Source organism: Azospirillum isscasi (assembly GCF_030849505.1).
Lineage (GTDB): Bacteria > Pseudomonadota > Alphaproteobacteria > Azospirillales > Azospirillaceae > Azospirillum > Azospirillum isscasi.
Genome location: NZ_JAUJFI010000135.1, coordinates 1 through 15,811 on the forward strand (window position 1 = coordinate 1; position 15,811 = coordinate 15,811).

At 67.9% G+C, this 15,811-nt stretch carries 13 protein-coding genes and 1 tRNA gene; 6 read left to right on the top strand and 8 right to left on the bottom strand.

What is annotated here, in order from left to right:
* Nucleotides 1-252: 252 nt before the first annotated feature.
* Together QSG27_RS21670 and QSG27_RS21675 are read left to right on the top strand one after the other, a co-directional pair.
* Nucleotides 253-1,260: an AAA family ATPase gene (locus QSG27_RS21670; protein WP_306709779.1), complete on the top strand. Its 1,008-nt coding sequence runs from the start codon at nucleotides 253-255 to the stop codon at nucleotides 1,258-1,260.
* Nucleotides 1,250-2,134 carry a ParB/RepB/Spo0J family partition protein gene (locus QSG27_RS21675; protein ID WP_306709781.1) on the top strand — a complete coding sequence of 295 codons (885 nt, stop codon included), beginning with the start codon at nucleotides 1,250-1,252 and terminating at the stop codon, nucleotides 2,132-2,134. The genes QSG27_RS21670 and QSG27_RS21675 overlap by 11 nt, the downstream gene beginning before the upstream one ends.
* 139 nt (nucleotides 2,135-2,273) lie before the next feature.
* Here QSG27_RS21675 and pgmG read toward each other — a convergent pair whose 3' ends face one another.
* From pgmG to QSG27_RS21715, 8 genes are all read right to left on the bottom strand, one after another.
* The gene (gene pgmG / locus QSG27_RS21680) at nucleotides 2,274-3,677 is read right to left on the bottom strand and encodes a phosphoglucomutase/phosphomannomutase PgmG (RefSeq protein ID WP_306709784.1); all 1,404 of its coding nucleotides are present in this window, start codon (nucleotides 3,675-3,677) and stop codon (nucleotides 2,274-2,276) included.
* Nucleotides 3,678-3,708: 31 nt separating this feature from the next.
* Nucleotides 3,709-5,034 carry a UDP-glucose dehydrogenase family protein gene (locus tag QSG27_RS21685; RefSeq protein WP_306709786.1) on the bottom strand — a complete coding sequence of 442 codons (1,326 nt, stop codon included), beginning with the start codon at nucleotides 5,032-5,034 and terminating at the stop codon, nucleotides 3,709-3,711.
* A gap of 275 nt (nucleotides 5,035-5,309) precedes the next feature.
* Nucleotides 5,310-5,606 carry a hypothetical protein gene (locus QSG27_RS21690; protein ID WP_306709788.1) on the bottom strand — a complete coding sequence of 99 codons (297 nt, stop codon included), beginning with the start codon at nucleotides 5,604-5,606 and terminating at the stop codon, nucleotides 5,310-5,312.
* Between the two features lie 114 nt (nucleotides 5,607-5,720).
* Nucleotides 5,721-6,968: a UDP-4-amino-4,6-dideoxy-N-acetyl-beta-L-altrosamine transaminase gene (gene pseC / locus QSG27_RS21695; protein ID WP_306709790.1), complete on the bottom strand. Its 1,248-nt coding sequence runs from the start codon at nucleotides 6,966-6,968 to the stop codon at nucleotides 5,721-5,723.
* Nucleotides 6,969-7,261: 293 nt separating this feature from the next.
* Nucleotides 7,262-7,336: transfer RNA gene (locus tag QSG27_RS21700), tRNA-Gly, on the bottom strand.
* Nucleotides 7,337-7,746: 410 nt separating this feature from the next.
* The gene (locus QSG27_RS21705) at nucleotides 7,747-8,415 is read right to left on the bottom strand and encodes a 4-carboxy-4-hydroxy-2-oxoadipate aldolase/oxaloacetate decarboxylase (RefSeq protein ID WP_306709792.1); all 669 of its coding nucleotides are present in this window, start codon (nucleotides 8,413-8,415) and stop codon (nucleotides 7,747-7,749) included.
* An 89-nt stretch (nucleotides 8,416-8,504) separates the two neighbouring features.
* Nucleotides 8,505-10,010, bottom strand: a complete 1,506-nt coding sequence (locus QSG27_RS21710) for a tripartite tricarboxylate transporter permease (RefSeq protein ID WP_306709793.1) — start codon at nucleotides 10,008-10,010, stop codon at nucleotides 8,505-8,507.
* A complete protein-coding gene (locus QSG27_RS21715) occupies nucleotides 10,007-10,564 on the bottom strand; it encodes a tripartite tricarboxylate transporter TctB family protein (protein WP_306709794.1) in 558 nt (185 codons plus the stop codon). Before QSG27_RS21715 ends, QSG27_RS21710 begins: the two co-directional genes overlap by 4 nt.
* 505 nt (nucleotides 10,565-11,069) lie before the next feature.
* On the opposite strand from QSG27_RS21715, the gene QSG27_RS21720 reads away from it, so the two are divergent.
* The 4 genes from QSG27_RS21720 to QSG27_RS21735 all read left to right on the top strand — a co-directional run.
* Nucleotides 11,070-11,648, top strand: a complete 579-nt coding sequence (locus QSG27_RS21720; protein WP_306709795.1) for an NUDIX hydrolase — start codon at nucleotides 11,070-11,072, stop codon at nucleotides 11,646-11,648.
* A 509-nt stretch (nucleotides 11,649-12,157) separates the two neighbouring features.
* Entirely contained in the window at nucleotides 12,158-12,850 is a 693-nt protein-coding gene (locus QSG27_RS21725) for a TVP38/TMEM64 family protein (RefSeq protein WP_306709796.1), read from the top strand.
* Nucleotides 12,851-12,883: 33 nt separating this feature from the next.
* Complete coding sequence (locus tag QSG27_RS21730; RefSeq protein ID WP_306709798.1) at nucleotides 12,884-14,095, top strand: glycosyltransferase family 4 protein; 1,212 nt, start codon at nucleotides 12,884-12,886, stop codon at nucleotides 14,093-14,095.
* 152 nt (nucleotides 14,096-14,247) lie between these two features.
* The coding region (locus QSG27_RS21735; protein ID WP_306709799.1) for a Gfo/Idh/MocA family oxidoreductase at nucleotides 14,248-15,811 on the top strand (1,564 nt) is incomplete at its 3' end.

Consider the following 15,811-nt stretch of genomic DNA (forward strand, 5'->3'; position numbering starts at 1 on the left):
CTTCGCCGGCAAGGCGGTGGGCGCGATGACCGTCACCACCGGCACCATGGGCGACCAGAACTACATCGCCTTCATCAACCTGTGACCTGAGATGTTCTGAAAGGCGCCGGTCCGGGGGATGCCCTCCCCCGGACCGGCTTTTTGCTGTTGATGCCGGCTGTTGATGCAATGGGGGGGACCGTCAACCTTGACCGATTCGGGGCTCCGTCGTATCGGTTGAACACGGCAAGCGCATTCGCTGTGGAGGTTGACGTGCGTGGCGAAGACATGAGGCTCCTGCGCGAGGAGCGCAAACTTTCACAGCCGGATTTCGCGGCCTGGCTGAACGAGCGGCTGGAGCGGCGCTACGACCGGTCCAAGATCTCCCGGTGGGAAAGCAACAGCGAGAAGATCCCCGACGCGGTCGTCCGCTTCCTTCTGAAGGAGACGGCGGTGGTGGACGGCAAGCACGGCCCGGCGCTGGTCGTCTGCCTCGCCAACCAGAAGGGCGGGGTCGGCAAGACCACCTGCACGGTCAACACCGCCAGCATCCTGGCGCGCGAGGGCTACCGCGTGCTGATCATCGACGCCGACCCGCAGGCCAACGCCACGGCGCATCTCGGCATCGACCTGATCGAGTACGAGGAGGGCCGGCGCAAGTCGCTCGCCCATGTCCTGCGCGAGGAGGTCGCCGTCGAGGACATCGTCGTCCCGATCGGCGACATGGGGCTGGAGATCGCCCCGTCGAGCATCGAGCTGGCCTCCGTCGAGGTCGAGCTGACCGCCGATCCCAGCGGTCCGATGGCCCTGCGGGAGCGGCTGCAGGACGCGCGGGCGGCCTACGACTTCATCTTCATCGACTGCCCGCCGAACCTGGGCCAGTGCACGGCCAACGGGCTGGTGGCGTCGGACGTCATCGTCATCCCCTGCCAGACCGAATATCTGTCCTCCATCGGCGTGAACCATCTGCTGAAGACGATCAACAAGCTGAAGCGGCGCTGCCACCCCAGCCTGGCCGTCCTGGGCATCCTGCCGACCATGCACAACGCCCGCCTGAACCAGCATCAGGTGACGCTGGAGCAGCTCCACAGCGCGCTGGGCGGCACGCTGCGCATCTTCCCGCCGGTGCCGCGGGCGACCATCTACGGCGACGCGGCGCTCGCCGGACGCGCCGCGCTGGAGGCGGTGCCGGACGCGCCGGGGGCCTCGTCCTACCGGGCGCTTGCCGACGCCATCGCCGTGGAGCGGCGCAAGCGCGTGGAGGTGGCCAATGTCGCGTAAGCTCGGGACCGGGAATCTTGCCCGGCTGAACGCCATGAGCCGCGGCGCGCTCGCCGTTTTCGCGGAGCCGGAGCAAGGGGTGAGGCTCGTCTACCCCGACGTGGACTGGATCGAAGCCAACCCCGACCAGCCGCGCCGCCGCTTCGACGAGGCGGAGCTGGCCGCCCTGACGGACTCCATCCGCAAATACGGCCTGCAGCAGCCGATCGGCGTGCGGGAACTGGGGCCGAGCCGCTTCCAGCTCGTTTTCGGGGAGCGACGCCTGCGCGCGGTCCGCGCGCTCGGCCAGCAGACGATCCCCTGCATCCTGGTGCCGGACGGCATCGACACCGCCGAGGTGGCGGTGGTGGAGAACGTCCTGCGCGCCGACCTGACCCCCTTCGAAGAGGCCGACGCCTTCGTGGCCCTGGTGGAGAAGCACGGCTATTCCCACGCCGACCTCGGCCAGATCATGGGGCGCGACAAGGCGGAGATCACCCGGACCCTCGGGCTGATCCGGATCGCTCCGGCGGTGCGGGAGCGCTACGAGGGCGCGGAGAAGAGGATCGCCCGCTACAAGCTCTACCAGATCGCCGCGCTCGACGATGCCGAGGCGCAGATGCGCCTTCTGGACAGTTTGTCCAGCGACCAGCCCCTGCTTGATCCCCGTGTGCCCGATCCCCGTGTGCCCGGCGTTGCGGCAACGGGTTCGCGGGACGAGCCGGAAGCGGTGCTGAGCGCCTTCAGCCTGCGCGTCTCCCGCAACATCCTGCGCACCCGGGAGGCTCTGCAAGCCTTCCAGGAGAAGCCGAAGCGGTTGGAGGACGTGGACCGTGAGGTGCTGCGCGACCTGCGCCGTTCGATCGACGCCATTCTGGACGGTGAGGGGGGCTGATCAGGGGCGGTGAGAATTCTCACCGATCCTCTCTCCGACGCGGACCGGTGAGAATTCTCACCGCCTCTTTTCCGGAACCCAGGCAAAGAAAAAGGCCCTTCCCTGCGGATGCGGGGAAGGGCCTTTTCGTTTCGTCCGGTCAGTGGGCGTTGCCGCCGTCCTCGAAGGAGGGGGCCTGGAGGCCGGAGGCTTCCAACTGGGCCACGACCATGCCCTTCAGCCGCTCCAGCCCTTCGGGCGTGCCGGACTCCGCGCGGGCGACCAGCACGTCCTGGGTGTTGGAGGCGCGCAGCAGCCACCAGCCGTCCGCCGTCTGGACGCGCACGCCGTCGATGTCGTTGACGTCCGCGCCTTCCGCCGTCAGACGGGCCTTGACCTCCTGGACGACCTGGAACTTGCGCTCCTCGCTCACCTGGAACCGGGTTTCCGGGGTGTTCACCACGGGCGGCAGGCGGTCGCGCAGTTCCGACAGCGGCTGGTTCAGCTTGCTGACCAGCCCGATCAGCCGCACCCCGCAATAGAGCGCGTCGTCGAAGCCGTACCATTTGTCGGCGAAGAAGATATGGCCCGACATCTCGCCGGCCAGCGGAGAGCCGGTCTCGGCCATCTTCGCCTTCAGCAGCGAATGGCCGGTCTTCCACATCAGCGGGTTGCCGCCGAGCCGGGCGATCTCGTCGAACAGCGTCTGGCTGGCCTTCACGTCGGCGATGATCGTGGCGCCGGGGTGGCTCTTCAGCACGTCGGCGGCGTAGATCGCCACGAGCTGGTCGCCCCACACCACGCGGCCCAGATGGTCGATGGCGCCGATGCGGTCGCCGTCGCCGTCGAAGCCGATGCCGATGTCGCAGCCATGCTCCGCCACCGCCGCCTTCAGGTCGACGAGGTTCTTCTCGACCGTCGGGTCCGGGTGGTGGTTGGGGAAGGTGCCGTCGATCTCGTCGAACAGCAGGATGTGCTTGCCCGGCAGCTTCGCGGTCAGGCGGCGCAGGATCTCGCCCGAGGCGCCGTTGCCGGCGTCCCAGGCGACGGTCAGGTCGCGGGTGCCGTCATAGTCCCGCACCATGCGGTCCACATAGGCGTCCTTGACGTCGATGTGCTCCGACGAGCCCTCGCCGGACACATAGTCGGCCTTCGACGCGATGACGCCGAGGTCGAGGATCCGCTGGCCGTAGACCGGCCCCTTGCCCAGCATCATCTTGATGCCGTTGTAATCCGGCGGGTTGTGGGAGCCGGTGATCATGATGCCGGCCGCCGCCTCGCGGTCGCGGGTGGCGAAATACAGCATCGGGGTGGGGCCGAGCCCGATGCGCAGAACGTGCAGGCCGCAGGCGACCAGCCCGTCCACCAGGGCGGCTTCCAGCTCCGGCGAGGAGAGCCGGCCGTCGTAGCCGACGCACACGGTCTTCCCGCCGCCGCGGGCGACCACGGTGCCGAAGGCCCGACCGACCGCGCGGGCGTCCGCCGCGGTCAGGGTGCTGCCGACGATGCCGCGGATGTCGTACTCGCGCAGCACGGTCGGGTGGAAGGTATGGGCTTCGCTCATGGTCTCGACGGACCTCCTTGAACCGGTCGCTTCAGACGTTCTGGAACGGCTCCGTGGGCCGCCCGATGGAGGAGTAGGCGAAGCCGGCGGCGGCCATGTCCTCGGGATTGTAGACGTTGCGCAGGTCCACCATGACCGGCTTCTTCAGCAGGGCCTTGACCCGCTTCAGATCCAGCGCGCGGAACTCGTTCCATTCCGTCAGGATGGCGACGCCGTCGGCTCCCTCCAGGGCGCCGTAGGCGTCCCGGGCCCATTCGACGCCGGGCAGCAGCTTTTCGGCCTCGTGCATGCCGGCGGGATCATAGGCGCGCACGGTGGCGCCGGCGGCCTGGAGCGCCGGGATGATGTCCAGCGACGGGGCGTCGCGCATGTCGTCGGTGTTGGGCTTGAAGGTGACGCCCAGAACGCCGATCGTCTTGCCGGCCACCGACCCGCCGCAGGCGGCGACGATGCGCTCGGCCATCTGCTTCTTGCGCTTGTCGTTGATGTCGACCACCGTCTCGATGATGCGCAGCGGGCTGCCCACCTGCTGGGCGGTGCGCACCAGGGCCAGCGTGTCCTTGGGGAAGCAGGACCCGCCGTAGCCCGGGCCGGGGTGCAGAAACTTCTTGCCGATGCGGCCGTCCAGCCCGATGCCGCGGGCGACGTCGTGGACGTTGGCGCCCACCTTCTCGCACAGGTCGGCGATCTCGTTGATGAAGGTGATCTTGGCGGCCAGGAAGGTGTTGGCGGCGTATTTGGTCAGCTCCGCCGTCTCCAGCGAGGTCAGGACGATCGGCGTCTCGATCAGGTAGAGCGGGCGGTAGAGCCGGCGCATCACCTCCGCGGCGCGCTCCGAGCTGGTGCCGATGACCACGCGGTCGGGGCGCATGAAATCGCCGATGGCCGAGCCTTCGCGCAGGAATTCCGGGTTGCTCGCCACGTCGAAAGCGGCGTTGGGATTGGTGCGGCTGATGATCGCCTTCACTTCGCGACCGGTGCCGACCGGGACCGTCGATTTGTTGACCACCACCGTATAGTGGTCGAGGTTGGCGGCGATCTCCTCGGCGGCGGCGTAGACGTAGGAGAGGTCGGCGTGGCCGTCGCCGCGCCGGGTCGGGGTGCCCACCGCGATGAACACGGCGTCCGCACCGGCCATCGCCTCCTTCAGGTCCAGCGTGAAGGACAGCCGGCCGGCGGCGACGTTGCGCGCCACCAACTCGTCCAGCCCCGGCTCGTAGATCGGGATCTCTCCGCCTTTCAGGCGTTCGATCTTGGTGGCGTCCTTGTCCACGCAGGTGACGTGCACCCCGAATTCCGAAAAGCAGGCGCCGGACACCAGCCCGACATAGCCCGTGCCGATCATCGCTATGCGCATGAAAGTTCCTTGATGCTGAAAACCACGCGCCCTTGCCCGTTTCCATCCGGGAGACGGCTTCCGGCGTTCAAACGCCGTGCGTCGTGTTCTGGGCCGCCGTTTCGGTGAAGCCGTCCGGTTGCGGGTTTCCGGGGGGACCGCACGAGATGGTGTGCGCCGGACAAGCGTATGGCCTGCCGGTGAAGGGCCGGGCCGACAAAGGGCTGTGCGCCGCGTCTCGTCGGTGCGCTCCGGCCTTCACGAGACCATTCCGAAACCATTCCGGGGAGAATGTTTCAGATCGCCTGGAGATAGGCGGGGTCGAGGGCGCCGTGGCGGAACGGTATCCAATCCTTGTGATCGGCCCGGTACTGCAGCCCGTAGGGGTTCTTGAAGAAGATCTTCTGCAGCGGCTGGCCACCCTCGGTTCGGGTGCGCTCCAGGTCGATCAGGGGCGATGAGGCGAAGACCTTCTCCCACAGTTCGGCATTGTCGACATCGCGGCCCGCGTTCTTCACGTAGTCGCGCGCGGTGTCGCTCAGTTGCCAGGCCTCTTCCACCATCGCGTAATAGTCCACAGTACCCTCGGCCATGACCCTGCTCCGAAGCATTCCAGATGACGCTTGGAATAGCGCATTTTTGGAAGGGAGAAAACCTCTCAGCAATGGCGGCGGGCCGCCGTTCCGAACCGTGCGGCGGAGGACGGTTCAGGACGGACCGTCGAGGCCGAGCGCTGTGGCCAGGGCTCGGACGACCCGGTCCACGTCGCCGTCGGCCATGGCCGGGAACAATGGAAGCGACAGGGTCCGGGCGTAATGCTCGGCCGCGCCGGGCAGGGCGAGATCGCCGTAGCGGCGGCGCCAGTAGGGCTGGCGATGAACCGGAATGTAGTGGACCTGCGTGCCGATCCCCTGCACCCGCAGATCCGCCATGACCTGCGGCCGCCGCCGCCCGGCCGCCGCGAAGTCGATGCGCACGGCGCACAGATGCCAGGCGGGCCGGCACCAGGGGACGCGCGCCGCCGGCAGGACGAGAGGGGAGAGCGGGGCCAGCCGTTCCGCGTAAAGGTCCATGAGGTGCCGTCGCCGCGCCACGAAGGCATCCAACCGCCCCATCTGGCTGAGCGCGAGCGCGGACTGGATGTCGGTCAGGCGGTAGTTGAAGCCCGGCTCGGCCATCTCGTAGTACCAGGGGTTGGCCGAACCGCTTTCGTCGAACGCGGCCTCGTGATCCTCGAATCCCGCGGGGTCCCGCTCCATGCCGTGGTTGCGGAAACGGCGCAGGCTTGCGGCCAGATTCGGGTCGTTCGTGGTGACGGCTCCCCCCTCGCCCGCCGCGATGGTTTTCACGGGGTGGAAGGAAAAGGTGGTGAGCGTCCCGCCGGTTCCGGCGCCGACCGGTACGGCACGCCCGTCCGGCGCGATGCACAGGCTGCCGATGGCATGACAGGCGTCCTCGATCACCGCCAGCCCGCGGCGGGCGGCGAGCGCGCCGAGTCCCGCCATGTCGGCGGTCTGCCCCGCGAAATGCACGGGCGCCAGGGCACGCACCCGCCAGCCCGCCCGCTCCGCCCGCTCGATGGCGGCCTCCGCCTGTTCCGGCCCCATCAGGCCGGTGGCGGGATCGACGTCGGCGAAGGCCACTTCGGCCCCCACATAACGGGCTGCATTGGCGGTGGCGAGGAAGGTGATGGCGGGGACCACCACCGCGTCGCCGGGGGCGAGGGCGAGGGCGAGGCAGGCCAGGTGCAGGGCGGCGGTGCCGTTGGAGCAGGCCACGGCGTGAGCGGCGCCGGTGCGCTCGCACAGGGCACGCTCGAACGCGTCGATCAGGGGGCCCTGGGTCAGCCAATCGCCGCGCAGGACCGCGGCTACGGCGCGGATGTCGTCCTCGCCGATGTCCTGGCGCCCGTAAGGCAGAAAGGGGAACGGCTTTGCGCCGCCGGAGCCGTCCATTATGGCGCGTCCATGATCGACGGCAAGGTCAGGCCGTGCCCGGGAAAGCCGGATTGCAGCGCCTCGGTCAGCGGTGAACTCGGACGGTCAAGCTGCTGCATGGTCACGGCGCTTGCACTTTATCGTTTGTTAAAGTCGTTTCAACCGACCTTAGCCCGAGACCCCTATCAGTGGGTTAATATTTCGGCAACGGCATGTGGTTTCGTACCGCCAAGCCCGTCGATCCGGGAGCGGTACGCCATGCCGTGCGGAAATCTGTCTTGCGGAAATTTTGAAGCCGGCCTTCGTGATACTGGAGCGGGCGAAGGGATTCGAACCCTCGACCCCAACCTTGGCAAGGTTGTGCTCTACCCCTGAGCTACGCCCGCGCCGCTCCAACGAAGGAGGCAGGGAGATACCGCACCCGCCCTGCGGAACGCAAGCCTTCTGTTCGGCTTCCGCTTCGATTTTTCTTCACGGCACCCCATCGGCCATTCTGGCGAACCGAAGGAAAAAATTAGGCTTAAAGTTATACCCCGCTCAATGCGGTTGACTTCCCTGCACGGACTGTGGAAATTTCCTCTCACAAAACAAAGGCCTTGAGGTCTGGGGAGGAAACCAAAAACATCATGATGCTCCAAGAGCATTCGTCTGCCGCGCCGACCTTGTGTCCGGACGCGGCATTTTTTTTGCCTGAGGATGTTCTTTCGCGAAGATCCGGTAATACCACTCCAGGCACCGTTCCAGATGATGGGCGGGCAGGTTTCGCGGCCCGCCCGCTCTCACGCGGCGGCCCGCGTCACAGGGTGATGCCGCCGGCCTCCAGATAGGGTTCCAGCTTCAGCGCCTCGACCGTCGTCCGTCCGGCGCGGAGCTGTTCGCGCAGGCCCTCCTCCATCCGCTCGCGCTCCGCCGCCTTGGCGAGCGTGGCGGCGGCTTCGGCCTGGGGCACCACGACCACCCCGTCGTCGTCGCCGACCACGATGTCGCCCGGCATGACCAGCACGCCGCCGCAGACGATGGGGGTGTTCACGTCGCCGGTCGGCTGGGTCTTGGTGGTCCCCTTCATGCTGGTCCCCCGGCAGAAGACCGGAAAGCCCATGGCGCGGATGGCCGCGGCGTCGCGCACGCAGCCGTCGATCACCAGACCGGCCAGCCCGCGCTGGAGCGCCGCCTCGGTCAGCACGTCGCCCCAGGGGCCGGCCTCGATCATGCCCTTGAAATCGACCACCAGCACATCGCCCGGACGGGTCAGCGCCATGGCGGCGTGGATCATCAGATTGTCGGTGGGGCCGCCGGACACGGTCACCGCGGTGCCGAACAGCGTCATGCCTTGATAAAGCGGCTTGATCGGAAAGGACATCGCGCCCTTCTTGCCCATCGCTTCGTGCAGCGTGGCCGGGGACTGGCCGCGGAAGGACGCGACCAGATCGGGGGCGGGACGGGGAAACTCTTTGACGACGGTCATCACGCAAGGACCTTTCACGGCATGAAGGCCACCCGTTCCGGTGTCTGGAGACGGGTGTGGTGCAAACGAAAAAGAGAATAAGCCGGAATTCACTCGTCCTTGAAGGCTTCGTCGCGGCGGCGGCGCACCGTCGGCATCACCATCAGGACCAGCAGGAAACCGGCGGCGGCCAGCAGGCTGCCGCTGATCGGGCGGGTCGCGAAGACGGAGGGGTCGCCCCCCGACAGCAGCAGGGCGCGCCCGAGATTCTCCTCCAGCATGGGGCCTAGCACGAAGCCCAGCATCAGCGGCGCCGGCTCGCAGTCCAGCTTGCGCAGCGCGTAGCCCAGGACGCCGAACAGGGCCATCAGCAGGATGTTGAAGCCGCTGCTGTTCAGCGTGTAGGTGCCGATGCAGCAGAAGACCAGGATGGCCGGGAACAGATAGCCGTAGGGCACCTTCAGCAGCCGCACCCACAGCCCGATCATCGGCAGGTTCAGGATCACCAGGATCACGTTGCCGATCAGCATGCTGGCGATCATGCCCCAGAACAGCTCCGGCTGCTTGGCCATGATCTGCGGCCCCGGCGTGATGCCGTGGATGGTCATGGCGCCGATCATCAGGGCCATGATGGCGTTGGGCGGGATGCCCAGGCTCAGCATCGGGATGAAGCAGGCCTGCGAGGCGGCGTTGTTGGCGGCCTCCGGTGCGGCCACCCCCTCGATGGCGCCCTGGCCGAAGCGTTCCGGCCGGCGGGCCAGCCTCTTCTCCAGCGAATAGGCGGCGAAGGAACCGAGCGTGGCGCCGCCGCCGGGCAGGATGCCGAGAAGCGCCCCCATCACCGTGCCGCGCACCGTCGCCGGCCAGGCCTGGCGGACGTCCTCGCGCTTCGGCCACAGGCTGGCGATGGGGGCGGTGGTCCGCCCGGCGCCGCCGGTCTGCTCCAGGCTGGCGATGATCTCCGCCAGCCCGAACAGGCCCATGGCGAGCGGAACGAAGTCGATGCCGTCGTAAAGCTGCGGCAGGCCGAAGGTGAAGCGCGTGTCGCCGGAATTGACGTCGGTGCCGACCATGCTCAGCAGCAGGCCCAGCAGGATCATCGCGATGGCCTTCACCACCGACCCGTGGGCCAGCGTCACCGCCCCGATCAGGCCCAGCAGCATCAGCGACACATACTCCGCCGGTCCGAAGGCGAGCGCCACCCCGGCCAGCGGCGGGCCGGCCACGGCGATCAGGACGGTGGTGACGATGCCGGCGAACAGCGAGGCGAGCGCCGCCGTGGCGAGGGCCACCCCGGCCCGGCCCTGCCGCGCCATGGCGTGGCCGTCCAGGCAGGTGACGACGGACGAGGATTCGCCCGGCAGATTCACCAGGATGGCCGTCGCCGACCCGCCATATTGCGAGCCGTAGAAGATGCCCGCCAGCATGATCAGCGCGCCGACCGGCGGCAGGTGGAAGGTCAACGGCAGCAGCATCGCCACCGTCGCGGTCGGCCCCAGTCCGGGCAGGACGCCGATCAGCGTGCCGATCAGCGCCCCGCCGAAGCAGAGCAGCAGATTGTCCGGGGACAGCGAGACCGACAGGCCGAGCAGCAGGTTGCCGAGAAGCTCCATCATGGCCACACCCGCAGGGGCAGGCCCAGGCCCCAGACGAACAGCGCGACGCAGCCCGCGGCCAGGGCGGCGCCCAGCAGCGCCAGCGGAACCGGACGCAGCGGCCGGCCAGCCAGATTGCCGAGCCCCACCAGGATCAGCACCGCCGGCACCAGCCCCAGGAATTCCACCGTTCCGGCGAAGGCCAGCACCGCCGCCGTCACCCCGAACAGCGGGCGCCAGCCCAAGGACGGCAGGGCGGCGCCCTGGGACAGCAGGCTCCGCCCGGTCACCACGGCGCCGGCCAGCACCATCAGCAGCCCGATCATCCGCGGGAAGAAGCCGGACTGCACGGAGGCGAGCGTGCCGGTCGGCCAGTCGCGTCCCAGCCAGAGGGCGGTCAGGCCGAAAGCCGTGATCAGCAGGCCGGCGGCCAGATCCTGCGGAGCCCGGACCGGCGGCTGCCCATCGGATTCCGTGCCGCTTCGGGGGGCGTCCCGTGGTTCCGTGGACGGGCCGTGGTGTGGTGCGGCTGCGGGGGAAGACGGGTGGAGGTCGGAGAGGGGAAGGCTGGACATGGGGCTTCCACGGCTTTCAAGGGGCGGCGGCTAAGGGGTGGCGGCTGTCGAGGGACGGGGAAGGTGGGGCGGCTTCCGGCTGCGGCCGGCAGGCCATCGCCTTTCGCAAGCATAAGGATAAAATTTAAGACATAATTCGCATCGGTCGTTGTTCATATATCCTATCAAGCTCACCATGGAGAGCAAGAGTGTCATGGCGAGTCCCATTTTGGCGGTGCATACGTCCATATATGATGACTTCAGCTTGCTCTATTGATTGATAAGTCCCTGAATGATTGATGAGTGTTTTCGAATGCACATGCCGCGGTGGAGTCCCGGCGCCGGCTTTTCGGGCGTCCGCTCCGTGGGCCTTGTTCCGGCCTTTTCGTCTCGGGCCCCTTGTGGCCCCTTGTGGCCCCTTGTCCTGACCGGGTTGCTGTCCCGACGGTGTTGTTGCCCTGGCGGCGGCGGACCGTTACCCATGCCCCGCCATGCCCCGAAGACGCGCCGACAGGGAGACCGAAGGATGACGCGCCGCCTGCGCCCATGGACTGTTCTGGAAAGCCGTGAACTGCTCGACGCCGACCCGTTCCTGAAAATCCATGTCGAGACGGTGGAGCTGCCCGACGGGCGGATCGTCCGCGACTACTACCAGTTCGACATGCCGTCCTTCGCCTGCATCTTCGCCGAGACGGAGGACGGCCGGGCCATCGTCTACCGCCAGTACCGGCACGGTCCGCGGCGCCTGACCCTGGCCTTTCCCGGCGGTCACCTGTCGCCGGGCGAGGACCCGCTGGAGGCCGCCCGGCGGGAGCTTCTGGAGGAAACCGGCTTCGTCTCGGACGACTGGACGGCCCTTGGCGGCTACACGGTCAACGCCAACCAGGGCGGGGCGGTGTCCCACATGTTCCACGCCGCCGGCTGCCGCCGGGTGGCCGATCCCCTGTCCGACGACCTGGAGGAGACGGAGATCCTGTTCATGACGCGGGAGGAGCTGCGGGCCGCCATCGCGCAGGGCGACATGGTCCTGCTCACCCAGATCGCCCTGGTCAGCATGGTGTGGCAGGACGACATCCGGACGGCGCTCGCCCGCCGGCAGCCCTGACGCGGCCTTTCCCGGCCAAGCGGGAGCTTGGCTTTATTGATCTTCGTCAAAAAATGGGTATGTCTTCGGAGTGCGTTGTCTGTTTACGCGCTGTTAATCAAATCGGCCCATAAATGGCCTCACCAAGTTCTCTTGGTTTCCTCCCTCCCAGAACTAGGCTGCGCCTCACCGGCTGCAGCCTTTTCTTTTTTCGGAACTTGCGATCCGGGCGGATGCGGCGCGGTCCGGTGGGGGAAGAAATATTTTCAACGAGGGGCGTGCACCGGGGGCTTGATCTTTGCTGCATTGCAGCATAAATTGTTTCCCGGATGCCCTTTGGGCGTTTCCTCCCTAGACTTGAAGGCCGCGCCGTCCAGGCTGCGGCCTTTTTCTTGCCTCCGGCCTGTGGGGGATGCATCCCGGCGGGCGCGTGATCGTCTCTCGCGGCGCGGTAGCGCCCGTGATATGCAAACCGGACCCGCGGAACCCCGGTTCCAGGAAACGGTTCCAAGAAACAAAGGCCCGCACCCATGGCCGAGCGCCGCACGCCTTCCCTGTCCACCCTCCGCAACCTGGGGCGGGGGCTGCTCGTGCTGCTCCTGCTCGGCGGGGCCGGGGCCTGGTGGGCGTGGCACGGCACCTTCGGGATGGACGCGTTGCAGGACATCCTGCGCCACCACCCCGCGGCACCGGTGCTGTTCCTGCTCCTGCACATCCTGGCCAGCCTGCTGTTCTTCCCGCGCTCCGTCATGGCGATGGTCGCCGGGCTGGTCTTCGGCATCTGGTGGGGCGGGGTGCTGGCGGCGGCGGGCAGCGTGGTCGGCGCCTCCACCGGCTTTCTGCTGACCCGCTACGTCACCGACGGGCTGGTCCCGGCCCTGGACGGGGCGCGCTGGGGCGATGCCCTGCGCCGGCTGGAGAACGGCGGCTGGCGCGCCGTCGCCATGCTGCGGCTGGTTCCCGTCCTGCCGCACAGCGGGGTGAACTACGCGCTCGGCCTGACGCGGGTGCGGCTCGGCGCCTACGCCTTCGGGTCGCTGGTCGGGCAATTGCCGATGACCGTCGCCTTCGTGCAGTTCGGCGCCGCGGGGGACCACGCCCTGGCCGGCAAGCCGGACTGGATCGCGCCGACCGTGATCGGGCTCAGCCTGCTGATCCTGTCCGTTCTCCTGCCGAAGGTCGGGCCGAAGCTGTGGGGAAAATTCGGCGCCGGGCGCGCCTGACGGCTGCGCCTGTCCGGACCTTGCGGAGGCATCATGAACATCGTCTTCATCCACCAGAACATGCCCGGCCAGTACAAGCATCTGGCCGCCCGCCTGGCCGCGGACCCGGCGAACCGCGTCGTCTTCATCACCAAGCGCACCGACCGGGAGATCCCGAACGTGCGCCGGCTGTCCTACCAGCCCAGCCGCAAGCCGCGGGAGAACGCGCACCCCTATCTGGTGTCCACCGAGAACGCGGTGCTGCACGGGCAGGCCGCGGCGCGGCTGCTGATGGGCCTGCGCGAGGAGGGCTTCCGGCCCGACGTCATCGTCGGCCATCCGGGCTGGGGCGAGACGCTGTTCGTCAAGGACGTGTTCCCCAACACCCCCTACCTGAACTATTGCGAGTTCTTCTACCGCGCCCAGGGGCTGGACGTCGGCTTCGACCCGTCGGTTCCGGTCAACATCGACACGGTGCTTCGGCTGCGGATGCGCAGCACGCCGCTTTTGCTGGCCCTGGAGTCCTGCGACCGCGGCATCGCCCCGACCGAGTGGCAGCGCGCCTCCCACCCGGCGCCGTTCCACCCGAAGATCGAGGTCATCCACGACGGCGTGGACACCGCGCGGCTCCTGCCCGATCCGGACGCCCGCGTCATCCTGCCGGACGGCACGGTGCTGACCCGCCAGGACGAGGTGCTGACCTACGCCGTGCGCAACCTGGAGCCCTACCGCGGCTTCCCCAGCTTTATGCGGGCGCTGCCGCGCATCCTGGAGGCCCGGCCGAACGCCAAGGTGCTGATCGCCGGCGGTGACGAGGTCAGCTACGGCTCGGCCCCCGCCAAGGACAAGACCTGGCGGGCGGCCATGCTGGCCGAGGTGCCGGTCGACCCCGCCCGCGTCGTCTTCCTGGGGCATCTGCCTTACGACCAGTATCTGGCCGTGCTGAAGGTGTCACGGGCGCACGTCTACCTCACCTATCCTTTCGTCCTGTCCTGGTCGATGATGGAGGCGATGGCGCTCGGCTGCGTGGTGGTCGGCTCCGACACCGCTCCGGTGCGCGAGGTGATCCGCGACGGCGAGAACGGGCTTCTGGTCGACTTCTTCTCGCCCCAGGCCATCGCCGACCGGGTGGTGGAGATTCTGAAGGATCCGGGCGCCTTCGCCCCGCTCGGCCGCGCGGCGCGGGAGACGGCCGTGGAGCGCTACGACCTGGCCCGCTGCATGGCCCGTCAGATCGAGCTGATCCGGGGCATGGCCGAGCGTTGAGATGCCGGCCCCGGCGGCGGATTCCGCGATGGCATGACCAGCAACTTTTGCAGCGAATCATTGGTGAATTTTCGGATTCTCGGATCAATCGGATATATCATATTGGCGACAGGCCCCCGGAAGGCGGTCCTTGGTCCAACGGAAACAGCGACGTGAGCGATCCCCAGTTGACCCCAGCCTCCACGCCGTCCGCCCTTCCCGTGGCCGTCATCGGCTGTGGAGCCTGGGGCAAAAATCTGGTGCGCAATTTTCATCAGTTGAAAGCCCTTGCCGCCGTTCACGACGCCAATCCGGCCGCCGCCGCCCAAGTCGGTGCACGTTATGATGTTCCCGCCCGTGGTCTGGCGGAGATCCTGGACGATCCCGCCCTGCCTGCGGTCGTCATCGCCACGCCGGCCGAAACCCACTATCGCTTGGCCCTGGCCGCACTGACGGCCGGCAAGCATGTGTTCGTCGAAAAGCCGCTGGCGCTCGCGGTGGGCGAGGCCGAGGAGCTGGTCCGTCTGGCCGAGGCGCGCGGCCGGGTGCTGATGGTCGGCCATCTCCTGCAATACCATCCGGCATTCCTCGCCTTGAAGGCGTTCGTTGACGAAGGCCGGCTCGGACGGGTCGAGTACCTCTATTCGAACCGCCTCAACCTCGGCAAGGTGCGCCGCGAGGAGAATGCCCTGTGGAGCTTTGCTCCCCACGACATCTCCATGATCCTGTCGCTGGTCGGAACCGGGCCGGAGCGGGTGCAGGCTGTCGGAGCGGCCTATCTGCACAAGGTGATCGCCGACGTCACCACCACCCATCTCAGCTTCCCCGGCGGAGAGCAGGCGCACATATTCGTATCCTGGCTGCACCCGGTTAAGGAACAGAAGCTCGTCGTCGTTGGCGACCGCGGCATGGCGGTGTTTGACGATGGGCTGGACTGGCCGGAGAAGCTGCGGCTCTATCCGCATCGCATCGACTGGATCAGTGGCGTGCCCACCCCGGCCAAGGCCGAGGCCCTGCCGGTCGAGCTTGAACCGGCCGAGCCGCTGCTCTTGGAATGCGCCCATTTCCTGGAATGCCTGACCCTTGGCCGGCGCCCGCGCACCGACGGAGCCGAAGGGCTGCGTGTGTTGCGCGTGCTGCAGGAAGCGCAGCGCACCATGGACGAGGAGCGCAGCCGGAAGCCGGAACCGGCGGCCCGCCCGTCCTTTCCCGGCGTGTCGGTCCACGAGACCGCCTGCATCGACGCCCGTGTCGAAATCGGCCCCGGGACACGCATCTGGCACTTCAGCCACATCCTGCCGGACACCCGCATCGGCCGCGGCTGCACGATCGGCCAGAACGTGGTGATCGGCCCGCGCGTGGAGGTGGGCGAACGCTGCAGCATCCAGAACAACGTCCACCTCTTCGCCGGGGTGACACTGGAAGACGGTGTGTTCTGCGGGCCGTCCTGCGTCTTCACCAACGTCGTCAATCCGCGGGCCGAGGTCGAGCGCAAGAGCGAGTTCCGCCCGACGCTGGTGCGGCGCGGCGCCACCATCGGGGCGAACGCCACCATCGTCTGCGGCCATACGCTGGGGGCCTATTGCATGGTCGGAGCCGGTGCGGTGGTCACCCGCGACGTGCCGCCCTTCGCGCTGATGGTCGGCAACCCGGCCCGGCGCATCGGCTGGGTCAGCCATGATGGCGAAAGGCTCGGCCACGATCTGGTATGCCCGCGGAGCGGACGCCGCTATCGCG